18 protein-coding genes are annotated in these 15830 nt (G+C 62.7%); 9 read left to right on the plus strand and 9 right to left on the minus strand.

From position 1 onward, the window contains the following. Window positions 1-216 precede the first annotated feature (216 nt). Both KVT37_RS30325 and KVT37_RS30330 read left to right on the plus strand, forming a co-directional pair. Window positions 217-495 carry a DUF982 domain-containing protein gene (locus KVT37_RS30325; protein WP_217578700.1) on the plus strand — a complete coding sequence of 93 codons (279 nt, stop codon included), beginning with the start codon at window positions 217-219 and terminating at the stop codon, window positions 493-495. Window positions 496-622: 127 nt separating this feature from the next. Next, window positions 623-862 carry a DUF2188 domain-containing protein gene (locus KVT37_RS30330; RefSeq protein WP_027045573.1) on the plus strand — a complete coding sequence of 80 codons (240 nt, stop codon included), beginning with the start codon at window positions 623-625 and terminating at the stop codon, window positions 860-862. Between the two features lie 64 nt (window positions 863-926). On the opposite strand, the gene KVT37_RS30335 is transcribed toward KVT37_RS30330, so the two are convergent. Beyond that, entirely contained in the window at window positions 927-1205 is a 279-nt protein-coding gene (locus KVT37_RS30335; protein WP_217578701.1) for a hypothetical protein, read from the minus strand. Between the two features lie 179 nt (window positions 1206-1384). After that, complete coding sequence (locus KVT37_RS30340) at window positions 1385-2359, minus strand: alpha/beta fold hydrolase (protein ID WP_217578702.1); 975 nt, start codon at window positions 2357-2359, stop codon at window positions 1385-1387. 133 nt (window positions 2360-2492) lie between these two features. Between KVT37_RS30340 and KVT37_RS30345 the strand changes: the two genes are divergently transcribed. From KVT37_RS30345 to KVT37_RS30360, 4 genes are all read left to right on the plus strand, one after another. Continuing rightward, a complete protein-coding gene (locus KVT37_RS30345) occupies window positions 2493-3233 on the plus strand; it encodes a competence/damage-inducible protein A (RefSeq protein WP_217578703.1) in 741 nt (246 codons plus the stop codon). A 93-nt stretch (window positions 3234-3326) separates the two neighbouring features. Beyond that, on the plus strand, window positions 3327-4160 hold the full coding sequence (locus tag KVT37_RS30350; protein ID WP_217578704.1) for a universal stress protein: 834 nt from the start codon (window positions 3327-3329) through the stop codon (window positions 4158-4160). Window positions 4161-4302: 142 nt separating this feature from the next. Next, window positions 4303-4803: a xanthine phosphoribosyltransferase gene (gpt, locus tag KVT37_RS30355; protein ID WP_095765134.1), complete on the plus strand. Its 501-nt coding sequence runs from the start codon at window positions 4303-4305 to the stop codon at window positions 4801-4803. A 196-nt stretch (window positions 4804-4999) separates the two neighbouring features. After that, window positions 5000-5488, plus strand: a complete 489-nt coding sequence (locus tag KVT37_RS30360; RefSeq protein ID WP_217578705.1) for an NUDIX hydrolase — start codon at window positions 5000-5002, stop codon at window positions 5486-5488. Window positions 5489-5586: 98 nt separating this feature from the next. On the opposite strand, the gene KVT37_RS30365 is transcribed toward KVT37_RS30360, so the two are convergent. The 5 genes from KVT37_RS30365 to KVT37_RS30385 form a co-directional block, all read right to left on the minus strand. Then, window positions 5587-6753 carry a hypothetical protein gene (locus KVT37_RS30365; protein ID WP_217578706.1) on the minus strand — a complete coding sequence of 389 codons (1167 nt, stop codon included), beginning with the start codon at window positions 6751-6753 and terminating at the stop codon, window positions 5587-5589. A 368-nt stretch (window positions 6754-7121) separates the two neighbouring features. Then, window positions 7122-8927, minus strand: a complete 1806-nt coding sequence (locus KVT37_RS30370) for an ABC transporter ATP-binding protein (RefSeq protein WP_217578707.1) — start codon at window positions 8925-8927, stop codon at window positions 7122-7124. A gap of 377 nt (window positions 8928-9304) precedes the next feature. Continuing rightward, window positions 9305-9718 (minus strand): GNAT family N-acetyltransferase, encoded by a 414-nt coding sequence (locus KVT37_RS30375; protein WP_217578708.1) that lies wholly within the window; start codon window positions 9716-9718, stop codon window positions 9305-9307. Window positions 9719-9730: 12 nt separating this feature from the next. After that, complete coding sequence (locus KVT37_RS30380) at window positions 9731-11410, minus strand: NAD+ synthase (protein WP_217578709.1); 1680 nt, start codon at window positions 11408-11410, stop codon at window positions 9731-9733. Window positions 11411-11576: 166 nt separating this feature from the next. After that, window positions 11577-12290, minus strand: coding sequence for a DNA-3-methyladenine glycosylase I (locus tag KVT37_RS30385; RefSeq protein ID WP_217578710.1), 714 nt, complete (start codon window positions 12288-12290; stop codon window positions 11577-11579). Between the two features lie 91 nt (window positions 12291-12381). Here KVT37_RS30385 and KVT37_RS30390 point away from each other — a divergent pair, with 91 nt between their 5' ends. Then, window positions 12382-12945 (plus strand): DUF1003 domain-containing protein, encoded by a 564-nt coding sequence (locus tag KVT37_RS30390; protein WP_217578711.1) that lies wholly within the window; start codon window positions 12382-12384, stop codon window positions 12943-12945. Then, window positions 12942-13541 (plus strand): DedA family protein, encoded by a 600-nt coding sequence (locus KVT37_RS30395; protein WP_217578712.1) that lies wholly within the window; start codon window positions 12942-12944, stop codon window positions 13539-13541. The genes KVT37_RS30390 and KVT37_RS30395 overlap by 4 nt, the downstream gene beginning before the upstream one ends. Before the next feature lie 22 nt (window positions 13542-13563). Here the strand turns inward: KVT37_RS30395 and KVT37_RS30400 are convergent, their stop codons facing one another. After that, the gene (locus KVT37_RS30400; RefSeq protein WP_217578713.1) at window positions 13564-13923 is read right to left on the minus strand and encodes a diacylglycerol kinase; all 360 of its coding nucleotides are present in this window, start codon (window positions 13921-13923) and stop codon (window positions 13564-13566) included. A 77-nt stretch (window positions 13924-14000) separates the two neighbouring features. Beyond that, window positions 14001-14420: a GFA family protein gene (locus KVT37_RS30405; protein WP_217578714.1), complete on the minus strand. Its 420-nt coding sequence runs from the start codon at window positions 14418-14420 to the stop codon at window positions 14001-14003. A 320-nt stretch (window positions 14421-14740) separates the two neighbouring features. Here KVT37_RS30405 and KVT37_RS30410 point away from each other — a divergent pair, with 320 nt between their 5' ends. Continuing rightward, window positions 14741-15811, plus strand: a complete 1071-nt coding sequence (locus KVT37_RS30410; RefSeq protein ID WP_217578715.1) for a GGDEF domain-containing protein — start codon at window positions 14741-14743, stop codon at window positions 15809-15811. Window positions 15812-15830: the final 19 nt, after the last annotated feature.

Consider the following 15830-nt stretch of genomic DNA (forward strand, 5'->3'; position numbering starts at 1 on the left):
TCCAAAAGTCAGCCTTGAATCTGATTTGCCTCGCGATGGGAATCCCAAGCCGTTAAATTGTCACTACAGCCTAGAGCAATTCCAGGAAAAATGCGACGCGGTTTTCCGTCCGGAATTGCGTCAAAACGAAACCGGAAGGTCAACAGGGTCCTGAGACGTTTGGGCGCAGGATCCTCGCCACAACTGCAACCAATTTGGCCGTTTTACGTTGCGGCCATGATGGACAACAAGCCCTTTGAAAAGCCGGTGGTGGTCGAGCTCGGCCATGTCGGCAAATATCGCCACATAAGCAGCACCCGCGAGGCCGCCGAGTGCCTGATGACCGTTTGGCCGCTCAATCGCGGCGAGCGCCATCGTGATGCGCTCGACACTTGCCTCAAGGCGCTGGAAGGTTATCGTTCGACAGCGGACGCGCGTCGCGCCCTCGTCGAGGCGGCCAGGGAATCGGAAGTGCTGGTTCCCGAAGACAGGTTGCCCGACGCAAAGCTGCACTGAGCAATTCCAGGAAAAGTGTGAGCGGTTTTCCGTCCGGAATTGCGTATAACAAGGAGATAGGGCGTTTCACCGTTTCCGTGAAACAGTGAAACGGCCGCCCTAGCGGACTTCTTAACCGGAGGATTTCATGGCGAAGCTGACTTACAAGATCGTCGAGCATGATGGCGGCTGGGCCTACAAGGTGGGCTCGACGTTTTCGGAGACTTTCCGAACCCATCAGGACGCGTTGCGCGCCGCCGAAATCGCTTCGGCCGAGCAGCAGGTCGCCGGCGCCACGGATGGCATCCAGTACGAGGACGCTGACGGCAAGTGGCACGACGAACTGGCCGATGGCCGCGACCGGCCGCAGACCGAAGTGTCCGACTGATTTTGCCCGCGCCGCGACCGATCATGCCCGAGCCTTCATGCCGGCCGCTGGCGGGTGCTGAGATTTACTTACCGCAATAATGGTCGTTGACGTTCCCGTCGGCATTGGCGTCCGGTCCGGGCGTGTTCGACGCGCACGGGCCAAGGGCACCGGTATTGCCGAGGGTGTTGAGGCCGGAAGCGTCGCTTCCCGCAATGCTGCCTGTGGTGGTCCGATCGATCGGCCGCTCGCTCGAGGTTGAGCGGTCGCTGTGCCACCACGACCAGTCGTCGGACGACTGCGCCATCGCCGCGCCACTCATGGCCAATACGAGCGCCGAAGCTGCTATAATTTTTCTAAGCATTGGAGTCTCCATTCTGGTTCGTCGCCGCTTGGGTCGGCGACCCGAATGAAACCCCAGGTTCAAGGCAAGGTTCCTGCCCGTAAATCACGACAGACCGAGGCATTCGACACGTTCGTGTGACGGCTCCGTGAGCCGGCAAAGGCTCGATACCGGTAGAACCGCGCAACTCTCGCCAAAAGTCAGTTCACGCTCGCGAAGGCGCGTTCGGCGATACGCTGGATGAAGGCGACGACCCGTTCGGCTTCGACGAATTGCGGCATGTGACCGAGGCCTTCGATCCTCTCGAAGTCCAGCCCCTGGATCCTATCCAGCATCGGCTCGCCGTGGACGGCCTCGCCAATGACACGGTCGGCACTGCCGAATAGAATCCCGGCCGGCATCGCCATCTCGCCATAGCGCTGTTCGATGCGGGCAAGATCCTGCTCGACGGCCACGATGTCGGTGGACGTGGCGAAATAGTGAGACGGACGCAAGCCGAGCCATCCGCCACCGGCGATCATGTAGTCCGCCGGAACCGTCTGCGGCGCGAAAATGAACCGCATGGTGGGCTGCGCGTAACGAAGGCTTAGCGGTATCGCAATCGTATGCGCCAGAAGGTGGCGCAGCAGCCGTGACGGAACATAGAGCAGGTCAAATCCCTGACGCGCCCTCGCCTCCAGATGGGTCAGCGGTGAGAGCAGCGCGATGCCGGAAATCGCGGCCGGATGCTCGGTCGCCAGCGCAAGCGCAACCGCTCCGCCGAGCGAATGGCCGACGATCAGGGGCCGCTCCAGGCGCAGTTCCTCGATGAATCGCCGCACGATGTCCGCCTGTTCGGGGAGCCGGCCGGTCGCGCTGCTCGCGCGAACCGAATAGCCGGAACCCGGCCGGTCGAGCGCGATCAGCCGATAACCGGCGCCGAAGCGCCCGAACAGCGTGTGGCGGAAGTGATGGAGCTGGGCACCCAGCCCGTGCACGAAGACGATCGGCCGGCCTTCGCCTTCCTCGACGTAATGGATGCGGTTGCCGTCGATCTGGACGAATTTGCCGCAAGCCGGCACCAGTCTTTCGGCCTTTGCCGCGATCCGCCAGGTCGTGAGCATCAGGGCGAGCAATACAAGGGCGGCCGCGGCGAGCAGGCCGGCGAACAGCCACAAGACAATCGATATCAGCATGTTTTGATCCGGGCTCCGACCGACCGCACCATATCCGCAACGGCCGCCGCCACAAGCATGCGCATCCGGCTTTCGCATTGCGGCCAGCCGCGGCCCGCGTTATCTCAGGCGACCCTTCATGCCGGAGCCCGCCATGCCTGAAATCGTCACCGCCGCCATGCTCGTCATCGGCGACGAAATCCTCTCCGGCCGCACCAAGGACAAGAATATCGGCCACCTCGCCGACATCATGACGGCGATCGGCATCGATCTTAAGGAAGTGCGCATCGTCCCCGACGAGGAGGATGAGATCGTTGCGGCGGTGAATGCCGTGCGCGCCCGCTACACCTACGTCTTCACGACCGGCGGCATCGGCCCCACGCATGACGACATCACCGCCGATTCCATGGCCAAGGCCTTCGGCGTACCCTGCGAATACGACGCCAAGGCCTACACCCTGCTCGAGGCAAGCTACGCCGGACGCGGCATTGAATTCACCGAAGCGCGCAAGCGCATGGCGCGCATGCCGCGCGGCGCCGACCATATCGACAACCCCGTCTCCGTGGCGCCGGGCTTCCGGATCGGCAACGTCCATGTCATGGCCGGCGTGCCGTCGATCTTCCAGGCCATGCTCGACAATGTCGTGCCGACGCTCAAGGCCGGCACGAAGATGCTGTCGGCCACCGTGCACTGCCCCTTCGGCGAAGGCCTGATCGGCGGACCGCTGGCCGACATCCAGAAGGCGCATCCCGACACCATCATCGGCTCCTATCCCAAATATGGCGACGGCAAGTTCTGGACCGAGCTCGTCGTCCGCGCCCGCAGCGAGGAAGCCCTCGAGGCCGCGCGCAAGGATGTCGAGGCGATGGTTGCGGGCTTCGCCAAGGCAGGCTGATCTCCGGAACCAGATCGGGTTTACCGACGTTTCTGGCAGAGCGGCCATCTGAGGCCGCAGGCGCGCGTGCGCCGACAGACTTGAGGGGACGTCATGCGCTTCAAGACAATCGTCGCCATCCTGCAGAACGAACAGGACGCCGAGCGCGTCCTCGATTGCGCCATTCCGCTTGCCGACAGGTTCGAGAGCCATCTTGTCGGCATCCATGCCGAGGCGCTTCCCGTGCCCTACACATCCGCCACCGGCTTCCCGGATACCGAATTCCTGCAGGTCTCGGCCGAGATGAACAAGGAGCGCGCCGACAAATTGCAGGCGTATTTTCTGAAGCGGATCGAGGAATCCGGCCTGTCCTTCGAGTGGCGAAGCCTGGAGAGCTTCTCCGGTGACAGTGCGCTGACCGGCATATCGAGCGTGCGCGCCGCCGATCTGATCATCGCCGCGCAGCGCGACACCGGCGGCGACCCGAGCGCCGATGTCGACACGCTGGTTTACGATGCCGGCCGGCCGGTGCTTGTCGTGCCCCATGCCGGGCCGCTGATCACGACCTTCAGGCGCGTGCTGCTTGCCTGGAACGGCAGCAAGGAAGCGGCCCGCGCCGCTTTCGACGCCCTGCCCTTCATCGCCGAGGCCGACAAGACGGACATCCTCGTCATCGATCCACCGGAGACGCTGGATGAATCGCCCGAAGCGGCCGGCGCCGAGATCGCCGCGGCGCTGTCGCGGCACGGCGCCAATGTCAGCGTCTGCGTGCAGAAATCGGATGGATCCTCCGTCGACGATCTCATCCAGGCGCGGATAACGGAGTCCGGCGCCGATCTTCTGGTGCTCGGCGCCTACAGCCACTCCTGGCTGCGGCAGCTTCTGTTCGGCGGCGTCACCCGCTCGGTGCTGCGCACGACGAACGTGGCGGCTTTCCTGTCGCGGTAATAAACCGCGTCGCCTTCAACGCGTTTTGAGTCCACAGCCATCGCCAGCCCCAGCCCTTGCCAAGACTGGCGCTTTCCGGCTAATTCCGCGTGCATTCCATTTGATTTTGCGCGCTGAGGCGCGCTTGCGGAGTGCGCGAACCATGTCCCTTCCCGAAAAAGCCTTTCCCGTCTCCTGGGACCAGTTTCACCGCGACGCCCGCGCACTGTCCTGGCGGCTTTCCGGCGCCAACAAGGGACAGTGGAAGGCGATCGTCTGCATCACCCGCGGTGGCCTGGTGCCGGCCGCCATCATTGCGAGAGAACTCGGCATCCGCGTCATCGAGACCGTGTGCGTCGCTTCCTATCATGATTATACCAGCCAGGGGCAGTTGCAGGTTCTCAAGGAGATTTCGCCGCCGCTGCTCGCCGATGACGGGGCCGGCGTGCTGATCATCGACGATCTCACCGATACCGGCAAGACTGCAGGCATCGTGCGCGCCATGATGCCGAAGGCGCATTTCGCGACCGTCTATGCCAAGCCGAAAGGCCGGCCGCTGGTCGACACATTCGTCACCGAGGTCAGCCAGGACACGTGGATCTACTTTCCCTGGGACATGGGCTTCACCTACCAGAAGCCGATCGCGGATGATCACGCCGGCTGAGCGGCCGTCATATTTCCCACAGAATCTGCCTCAAAAGCGCGTCGCCTCACCGCGCGATGGATGCAACTACTTGTGTATCCGACTTTTTCTGGTGGGATTTTCCGACGGAGTGAAGTTTTTTACTTTTAAAGCTCACAATTCGCCGTAAGATTCGTAAGGTGGCAAACGATTCTGGAGGCTGGGGGCAGCTTTCTTCATGTTGACGAGGCCTGCAACGCATAGCGCGATGACCGAAAGAGTCAGAAGACTTTTCGGCACGGCACCATGCCGCCTGCAGGTTGCCGCCCTGCCTTGGCGCGAGGGCAAAGACGGCGTCGAGATCATGCTGATCACCAGCCGTGACACCGGACGCTGGGTGCTGCCCAAGGGCTGGCCGGAGGCCAGGGAAGCGCTTTGCGAGGCCGCCGCCCGTGAAGCAGGCGAAGAAGCGGGATTGCGCGGCACCGTCTCGCATCTTGAAGCCGGCCGCTATTTCTATGCCAAGGTCCTCGGCTCCGGCGAGGAAGTGCCTTGCGAAGTGCTGGTCTTTCCGCTGCATGTCGACCGCGTCGCCGACCGCTGGAAAGAGAAGCGCGCGCGAACACGCAAATGGGTTGGCGCGACCGAGGCCGTCCAAATGGTCAATGAGCCGGACCTTTGCCAGATCATTGCCGGCTTCTGCGCCGCGCCGCAAAAGTTCGCCTGATTCAAAGCCAGGAATTAGCGATTGGGGTCGACGGGTTCGCCGTGGCCTTCCGTCTGGAATTGCATAAAACAAAGGCTTAAAAGTGGGCTCCGCGATCGTCAGACGCGGCCGAAATCGTCGGAACTGAGCCGGGTCCAGCGGTCGCCCATCAACCCGCCGATGAAAATGTCGCCGGAGCGGACCGCTTCCGCGACCTCGGCGATGCGGGAGCGGACCATCGTGCCCCCGGCATAGCGGAAGAACACACGCTGGTGGCCGAAGAGTTGCGTCATGAATCGGCTCTGGGTCTGCCCCGTGATGCCCACGCAGCCCATCTCGCGCGCAGCAGCGATAAGGGCATCGAGTGTCGCGCTCCAATGGGATCCGGACCCCTGGATTTGCAACAGGTTCGCGATGCCGCCGGGCTGGCCGTAAAAGGCATAGCACCCAACCATTCTGCCGGCTTGGTCGTAAGCCCCGCCGAAATGAAGCGGCCCGTCGGCCCGCTTCTCGGCTGCCAGCGCGAGCAGCCGCGGCAACTCGCCATCCGTCCAGCTCGGCCGAAGAGCATAATCGGACATCAGCTTCGGCAACCACTCCGCAAACTGCGCGGCATCGATCGGCTCACTATGGACCCGATGCGATGACGAAGATTGGCCAGTGGGCTCTGACCTTCCAGCAAGAGCGTCGAATGCTCGCGCGCAGGGATCGAGCGCGAGGCGGGGCAGCCCGGGCCATTTACGGTGCAACATGGCGGCGGCCATCGCGCCTGGCCGAAAAACACAGGTCCATTCCAGGCAATGCACCGGCAGTAGCTGATACTTCATCGGCCGTGCGAAAGCCAAGGATGTCCGGTTGGCCGAATCCGTCAGGTATAGATCGAATTCGCCCTGATGCATGGCGCGCAGCAATTGCGGTCCGGCCCAACCGTGATCGGTGCTGGAGTCGGTCATGAAGGGACCGATGATGGCGGCGTTCAATACCGTTCCGTTGAGCTCATAGCGGGCCTTCAGAACGCCCATGAACCCGCCCAAACGGCCCTGCGGATTGATCTGGACGAGAGCCTTGCTCTCGCCGTCGCCAAGATAAAGCTCACGCATATACTGCGCCGTCTGCTCGATCGCGCGGTCGCGGTGGCGACGACGATGGCGAAACTTCGTCAGGAAGAGTGCGGCGACATTCTCCAGATCCTCGGCCGCGAGCGGCCGAACCAAGCCGTGTTGAGAATCCACTGCCGGTGGCGCAGCGATCTTTTGCGGACCGGCATTTGCGGAATCAAGGTCCATTGTGAATGCCTATGCGAGGCCCTCTGCCAGTCGGCGAATCCCGTGGCCTCCAAAGGAGGCCTCTTCCGGTCGGCATTGCTATAAAACAATATCTCCAGCGGAGCCGTGTCTACCATACCTCATTTGCTTTTCTGTAAATACACGCCTGCAATTGCTTTGAACACTTTATCTTTACCGGCGTCGTCAGTGAAAAGACCCGAAAATTCGTCAAGTAGAAAGCAATTTGAACAGCGCGTTGCATCACCCTTGCCGCATGGCGCGAGCGCGGTTGCAATTGTCAGGGCGGGTTTGAGTTCCGCCTTGCGAAAGTATGTAAAGGCGCGCCGGACAGTTGACAGCGCCCGGCCGAAGCCGGGCGCTGTCCTTTCTCAGCCGACAAGCCCTTTGGTCAATTCGAGCGCCTGACGCTCGAACAGTCGCCGGTAGATGCCGCCATTGAGCCGGATCAGTTCGTCATGCGAACCTTCCTCGGCGATACGGCCGCGATCGAAGACCAGCAGCCGGTCGAGCGCCCGCACCGTCGAGAGCCGGTGCGCGATGACCAGTGTCGTGCGCCCCACCATCAGCCGCTCCATCGCCTTCTGAATAAGCACTTCCGATTCCGAATCGAGGCTCGACGTCGCCTCGTCCAGGATCAGGATGCGCGCATCGGCGAGGAAAGCGCGTGCGATCGCCACGCGCTGACGCTCGCCACCCGACAGCTTCACGCCGCGCTCGCCGACCAGCGTTCCATAGCCCTTGGGCAGGTTGGCGATGAAATCATGCGCGCTGGCGAGTTTCGCCGCATGCTCGATCTCGGCCTGGCTGGCCCCCGGCCTCGCATAGGCGATGTTCTCGGCCAGCGAGCGATGGAACAGGATCGGCTCCTGCTGGACGATGGCGATCTGGCTGCGCAGCGACGCCTGTTCGACCTGCGAGATATCCTGCCCGTCGATCAGGATCCGCCCGGCGTTCACGTCATAGAGGCGCTGGATCAGCTTGACGAAGGTCGTCTTGCCCGAGCCTGAATGCCCGACCAGTCCGATGCGTTCACCCGCCGCGATGTCAACCGAGAAATCCCGGTAGAGCGGCAGCCGGTGATTGCCGTAGTGGAACGTCACCTTGGCGAAGGCGATGTGCCCGTCGGTGATCCGGATCGGCCGGGCACCGGGCCGGTCCTCGATGCCGAGCGGCTCGGACTGGAAGTCCACCAGTTCCTCCATGTCGTTGATCGATCGCTGCAGGTTGCGGATATGCGTGCCGATGTCTCGCAGATAGCCCTGCAGCACGAAGAACGAGGTCAGCACGAAGGCGACATCGCCGGCGCTCGCCTGGCCCCATGCCCACAACATGAGGGCAAGGCCGATCACCGCCGCGCGCATCACGAGCAGCAGCACCCCTTGCGTGGAGCCGTTGGCGGTGCCGCGCATCCAGGTGCGGCCGGTGCGCAGACGCCATTTGGCGACGACGCGCGCCAGCCGCGCTTCCTCGCGAGCCTCGGCGCCAAAACCCTTGACGACGGCATTGCAGCTCACCGCGTCGGCCAGCGAGCCGCCCAGCCGCGTGTCCCAGCTGTTCGCGAGCCGGGCGGCGGGCGCGACATAGCCGAGCGACAGCATCGTCGTGACCGCGATGAACAGCACCGAGCCGGCCGCCACCACGGCCCCCATCAGCGGCCAGAACCAGCCGAGCAGCAGCGTCGAGCCGACAAGCATCACGACCGACGGCAGCAGCGCGATGAGGATCGTGTCGTTGAGCAGGTCCAGCGCCCACATGCCGCGCGTAATCTTGCGCACCGTCGAGCCGGCGAAGCTGTTGGCATGCCAGTCCGTGGAGAAGCGCTGCACCCGATGGAAGGCGTCGGCGGCAATGTCCGACATCATCTTCAGCGTTAGCTCGACGATCCACAGGAAAGCGGCATTGCGCAGCACGAGGCCTGCCAGCGCCAGCGCCATCAGGACCGAGAACGCCGTCATCGCCGCATTCCAGGCGACCGCGTCGGTTCCAGCACCGCTGGCGACCGCGTCGACCAGGCGGCCGGAATAGAAGGGCGTCAGCACGTCGGCCAGCGTCGAGAGCAGGAATGCGCCCATGATGAGCGAAAGCCGCCACGGCTGCCGGCGCCAGTGGCTGAAGGTAAAGCCAAGCACGCTGCGAAAGGCGCCGGCGCGCAGGTCGATCTTGAAACGAGCCATAATGTCATCCGGGCGCGAAAGAGCCCGGTCCCGGTAAAAATCAAATTGGAAAACCCGCGTCCGGCCTTAAGGCGCCTTGGAAAACGGGAGGTTCAGTATGGTAGGCCGCCCGCCCAACGGCGGCGACCGGCAGCGGCAAATGCCTGTGCTGCGTCCGGCTCTCCGAAAAATCTTCGGAAAGCCCGAGCAGACCTAGGCTTCGCGGCCTCGCATAACGATGTCAAATCCTGCCATACGGTCCTCCCGGAAGGGAATCGCAGAGAGGCTCTTATAGGCAGGCATCGGCCGGTCGCCAAGCCGGCCCGCCGCCAAAACGACAACTGGTCCAAGCACTGAGACGAATTTGCAACAACGGCGGGTTGTGCGGGCACAAACCCTCAAGCTGCCGGGTTACGATCCAGCCGCATGTAGCGTCCGTTGGTCGACGCCTTGAATCCGAACTTCTCATAGAGGCTGTGGGCGTCGTCGGTCGAAAGGCTCCAATGCGTCACGGTCCCGACTCCGGGGTGATCGATCAGCGCCTGCACGAGCCGCTTGCCGATCCCCTGCCCGCGATGCTCCGGCCAGATGATGACGTCGGCGACATAGGCAAAGACGGTGTAGTCGGTGATTGCCCGGGCGAAACCGACCTGCTTGCCGTCCAGATAGGCGGCGACGCAAAGCGAGTTGTCGAAGGCGCGGCGATGGGCCTCGTCGGTTCGCGACGCCCCCCAATAGCTTTGCATGAGCTGGTCGGACGTTGCCCGGAAATCGATCCGCGACAGGTCGAAGCTGATTTCAATGCCTTGCATGCGATCTGAACGTTACCCGCGGTCCCGGAACCGGTTGGTGATCGGATAGCGGCGGTCTCGGCCGAAATTCTTGCGCGTGATCTTCACGCCGGGCGCCGCCTGTCTGCGCTTGTATTCGGCGATGTAGAGCAGGTGCTCGACACGGGCTACCGTCGCCCGGTCGTGGCCGCGCGCGACGATGTCGTCGACGCTCATCTCATTCTCGACCAGGCACTCCAGAATATCGTCCAGCACAGGATAGGGCGGCAGCGAATCCTGGTCGGTCTGGTTCTCACGCAGCTCCGCCGACGGAGCCTTGTCGATGATGTTCTTCGGGATAACCTCGCCGGACGGCCCTAGCGCGCCTGGCGGCACATGCGCGTTGCGCCAGCGCGAAAGCGCATAGACCTGCATCTTGTAGAGGTCCTTGATCGGATTGAAGCCGCCGTTCATGTCGCCGTAAAGCGTGGCGTAGCCGACCGACATCTCGCTCTTGTTGCCGGTGGTGACGACCATCGAGCCGAACTTGTTCGAGATCGCCATCAGGATGGTGCCGCGCGCGCGGCTTTGCAGGTTTTCCTCGGTGATGCCTTCCTGGGTGCCCTCGAAGAGCTGGGTCAGCGCATGTTTGAAACCTTCGACCGGCTCGGAGATCGGCACGATGTCGTAGCGGCAGCCGAGCGCGCGCGCGCAGTCCTCGGCATCCTTCAGCGAATCCTTCGACGTGTAGCGGTAAGGCATCATCACGGTGCGCAGCCGCTCCTCGCCGAGCGCATCGACGGCCAAGGCCGCGCAGATCGCCGAGTCGATGCCGCCGGAAAGTCCGAGCACCACATTCTTGAAACCGTTCTTGTTGACGTAGTCGCGCAGGCCCAGCATGCAGGCCCGGTAGTCGGCCTCCTCGCGCTCGGGAATCTTCGACATCGGGCCTTCCGAGCAGACCCAGTGATCGCCTTTACGCTTCCAGGTGGTGACGTCGACGGCGTCCTCGAACTGGCTCATCTGGAACGCGAGCGTCTTGTCAGAACCTATGGCAAAAGAAGCCCCGTCGAAGATCAGTTCGTCCTGGCCGCCGAGCTGGTTGGCATAAATCATCGGCAGGCCGGTTTCGATGACTTGCCTGATGACGACCTGGTGGCGGACGTCGATCTTGGCGCGGTAATAGGGTGAGCCGTTCGGCACCAGGAGGATCTCGGCGCCGCTCTCGGCCAGCGTTTCGCAGACGGCGATGTCGCCCCAGATGTCCTCGCAGATCGGAATGCCGATGCGCACGCCGCGGAAATTGACCGGTCCCTGCAGTTCCGGCCCGGCCTGGAAGACGCGCTTCTCGTCGAACTCGCCGTAATTCGGCAGATCGAGCTTGTAGCGTTCGGCGATGATCTTGCCGCCATCGGCGAAGACGATGGAATTGTGCGTGCCGCTTTTGCGCTTGAGCGGCGTGCCGATGATGACGCCGGGCCCGCCATCGGCGGTGTCCTTGGCGAAATCCTCGGCCGCCTTCTCGCAAGCCTTCAGGAAGGAAGGCTTCAGCACCAGGTCTTCCGGCGGATAACCGGCGAGGAAGAGCTCGGTGTAGAGCACCAGATCGGCGCCCTGGCGCGCCGCGTCCGCCCTCGCCTCGCGCGCTTTTGCCAGATTGCCGGCGACGTCGCCGACAGTCGGGTTGAGCTGGGCGACGGCAATGCGCAGGATGTCGGGAGCGGTCTTGGTCATGGAACGGATTTAGCGTGGCTGAAATCGCCCCGCAATGGTCATTGCTTGTGCCACTTAGGATCGATCGAAGATCGTATCCGGATCGACCGGCAAAGCCGATCATGTCCCTGATCGATCGCAGATCGTATCCGGATCGATCGACGGACTTCGATCGTATCCCGATCGCCTAGTCGCCCATATACTCGCGCAGCGCCTCCGCCGAGCGGTTCTCGCCGATCGACATCGCCAGAATGCGCGAGATGTGGCGGCGCGGCAGGCCGGTCTCGGCCGACCACTGGTTGATCTGTGCCTGGATCTTGTCGAGGTCCCGCTTCGAGGTCGGGTTTTCGGCGATATCGAGTCCGGCATCGCGCAAGGCCGCTGCCATGTCGGTGGAGACGACGAACGTGTCCCATTCCAGCCAGCGCAGGAAATACTGGCCGGTGTTGCCGCCCAGCCGGCTGCCATGCTTGGCGAGATAGGCGGTCAGACCGACCTGATCGTCCGCGGGCCACCCGGCGATGAACTTGCCGAAGCTGCCATGCTCCTTCGAGACGCGATCGACGAAGGCGGCATTGTCGCGCACCGATCTGATCTTCTGCGGATTGCGCACGATGCGGCTGTCCGAAGCCAGTTCGTGCCAGAAATCATCCGGCTGGAACAGAAGCCGCTTCGGCTCGAAGCCGAGGAACGCCTCCTCGAAACCCGGCCATTTCTGTTCGATCACGCGCCACACGAAGCCGGCGGCGAAAATGCGCTCGGCCATGATGGAGAGAATGCGATCGTCGGGAACTTTCGCCACCGCCGCATTGTCTGGCGCGGGCCCAAGCAGCGGGGCGAGCACCGCCTCGCCGCCCTTGCGCTTTGCCGCCCGCGCGTGGATTTTCCGGAAATCAAGCATCTTAGCCCTCGCCTGTTCGCCGCAATCTAGCACTTCACGTCCGGCCCGGCAGCCTCTACCTCTATCGATGCTCTGCCGAAGGAGAGGACCAATGAACAAGATCGTCGAGGACATGGCGAACCGCCTGCTCAAGCGAAAGCCGGAAGGTCTCGGCCCGCTCGAGAGCCGCGTGCTTCAATCGACGCTCGAACGCACCACGATCACGCGCGATACCAACAAGGCCGTCGCCTTCCACGAGACCTATGGCGACCGCGTCGCCGACAGCATCGCCAGGATCGGCGGTTCCTGGTCCTTCATCCTCGCCTTCCTGGCCTTTCTTGTTGTTTGGACTGCCGGCAATGCCTGGCTGCTGACGCGCGACGCCTTCGACCCCTACCCTTTCATCTTCCTCAACCTTGTGCTGTCGATGCTTGCGGCGATCCAGGCGCCGGTGATCATGATGTCGCAGAACCGCCAGACCGAGCGCGACCGCATCGACGCGGCGCATGACTATGAGGTCAACCTGAAGGCTGAGATCGAGATCATGGCCCTGCATGAAAAGCTCGACGAGCTGCGCCACAGCGAGATCATCGGCATGCGGGATGAAATCCTGCGTCTGGCCGAACAGATCAAGCGCATCGACGAAAAGCTGTCGGCGCGGCCCGCAACAGAATGAACGAGACCATCCACCGCCTCATCGAGCAATACGGGCTGATCGCGGTCTTCCTGGGCTGCGTGGCCGAAGGTGAGAGTGCCGCGATCCTTGGCGGCTTCTTTGCCCATCAACATGTCTTCGTGCTGTGGCAGACTTTCCTTGCCGCCTTCATCGGCGCCTTCGCCGGCGACACGTTCTTCTTCACTCTCGGCCGCAGCTTCGCCGAGCATCGCTATGTGAGAAGGCTGCGCAGGCGACCAGGGTTCAGCCGCGCCTATCGCCTGCTCAACACCCATCCCAACATTTTCGTGCTGACCAACCGCTACATCTACGGCATGCGCCTGGTCGGCGGCATCGCAGCCGGCCTGTCGACGGTGCCAATGCCCCGTTTCGTTATCCTAAACGCTATCTCTTCAGCGGTCTGGGCGGCCCTGTTCAGCGGCATCGGCTATGTCTTCGGCCTGGGCGCGGAGGAAATGGTGGGCCAGGCGTTTGCACGCCATGAGCGCCTGCTCATCGCCCTTGGCGTCGGCGTGGCCGTTGCTGTTGTTGCCTGGCTGGTCGGCCATCACTTTGCCCGACGCGAACGCGCCAGGGAGGACAAGGCGGGATCCTGATCGCCGGAGCGGTCCGCGAGGATCAGATCGGCGCGCCGATAAGTCGCTCGATCAAGGCAATGCCCCAGACCCCGCCGGCGATCACGATCGAGATCAGCACCGCCAGCGAACCGCAGTCCTTGGCAAGCTGGATGTCGATGTGAAATTCGCGCGAGATCGCGTCGCAGGCCGCCTCGATGCCGGTGTTGAGCACTTCGACCATGATCAGGAGCAGCACGGCGCCGATCAGCAGGGCATAGCCGCGCCAGGAGACCGAGATGAACCAGCCGGCCGGCAGGGCGAGCGCGAGCAGCATCAATTCCTGCTGGAATGCCTTTTCGTGTGCGGCAAGCTTGCGGAAGGCCCGCACAGAATTGATGAAAGCGTCGATCAGCCGCTGCATGCCCAGCCCCGTTTCGAGTGACCGTCAGGGGATATCGCAACGGCCGGATCAAGGGAATAAGGCAGCCGCTCCAAAAATCATCCGTCCGCCACCTTTATCGACGGCGTCGACTTTTCGAATTGCGGCAGCCCGTCATCGATCGAGTAGTAGTCGCCCTTGTCGCCGACGAAGATGTGACTTTCCGCGGAAAGGCCGCTCGGCCTCTCGAAGGAGCCGGCCATGATCGAAATCGTGTCCAATTCATTGTGCTTCCAGAAGAGCAGCGAGCCGCAGGTGCGGCAGAAGCCGCGCTTCGCCACGTCGGAGGCGCCGTACCAACTGAGCGCGTCGGCCCCTTCTATGACGATATCGGCATCCTTGGAGGCGGTTGCCGCGACGAAATGGCCGGTTTGCCGCCGGCATTGCGAGCAGTGGCAATAGATGACGCCACGCAAGGGGCCGCTCGTCCGGAAGCGCACCGCCCCGCACAGGCACGATCCGCTGTGGTTGTCGCCCATTCCGGTCTCCCTCGACATCATCTTCCCGATCGTTGCGGGATAGAATTTCAGTTTTGCGGCGGCCGAGCACAGGCAAATGCGACACCGAAGCGACGTGTTTCAAAAGCTGCGTCCGCACCGGACTACAGCCTGAGGTAGCAAGAACAATGAGGAAATGCAGGCCATTAAGGAAACTTTAGCGCAACTGCATTTATGATTCCCACAAGCGGAGGTCGTGAGGGGACGCGCCGTCGCATTCGCAATTCCGATTCAAATCCCCGCGTGAGCGACTCCCGGCGGTGGCAAGTCTCCGGTCGCACTGAAGGGGCAGTGAAGACGATATGCAACCGGCAGCCATTCCGACTGACAGAAATGCCGACATTGCCAGCCAGGTCGTGGCGACGATGCGCCAGCTGGGCGTGCTCGGCCTGCCGCGCAACTACGAGATATTTTACGAGGCGCTCAGCGGCAGCAATCATGAACTCAGCGTTGCCGTCGTCTCGTTGAGCAACCGGCCCACCCAGGATGACCTCGACCGCATCGGCCGCACCTTTTTCCCGCAGCATCACGGTCCCGCCATCGTCGAGCACGCCCGGGATATGATCGCCAGGGAATTGGAGGACATAGCCGCGCTGCTGCGCAACGAGCGCACGCATATCGAGAAATACGGCCGTATCCTCGACGAGACCTCGAGCGGCTTGAGCAATCGCAGCCTGCTTTCGCAGGAACTGCTCCACAAGATTGCCGGGGCCATGTCGGCCGCCACCAATTCGACGCTCGATCACAACCGCCTGATTTCCAGCACGCTCAACGAAAAGACGGCCGAGCTTGAAAGCGTCAAGTCGAAGCTCGAGGAATACAAGCGGCTTGCCGACACGGATCCGCTGACGCAGCTGTGGAACCGCCGTGCCTTCGACAAGGAGATCACCCGGATCTACAACAGCAATCGCGGCATCCTCTTCAATGCCTTGATCCTGGCCGATATCGATCATTTCAAAGACATAAACGATCGTTTCGGCCACCCGGTCGGCGACCGTATCCTGCAGATCATCGCCGAAATCTTCCAATCCAGCGTCCGCCCCGACATGTTCGTCGCGCGCACCGGCGGCGAGGAATTCGCGCTGATCGTCGAAGGCGCCAGCGAGGACGCCACCTGCGAAATCGCCGAGCGCATCCGCGCGCTGATCGAGCAGACCCCTTTCACCAGCAGCCAGGCCGGCATCAACTACGGCACCGTCACCGTGTCGCTCGGCGTCTGCATGGCATCGGAGGCGGAAAGCCCCGAAGACCTCTACACCAAGGCGGACCGGGCGCTATATCGCTCCAAGGTCGGCGGCCGCAACCGCGTGACGAGGCACTCGGCCACTGGCAACCGGGCCGGCAAGGGCTGGCTGCTTTACAAGAAAGACTGACACTACAAGAAAGATTGGC

Source organism: Mesorhizobium sp. GbtcB19, assembly GCF_019091085.1.
Lineage (GTDB): Bacteria > Pseudomonadota > Alphaproteobacteria > Rhizobiales > Rhizobiaceae > Mesorhizobium.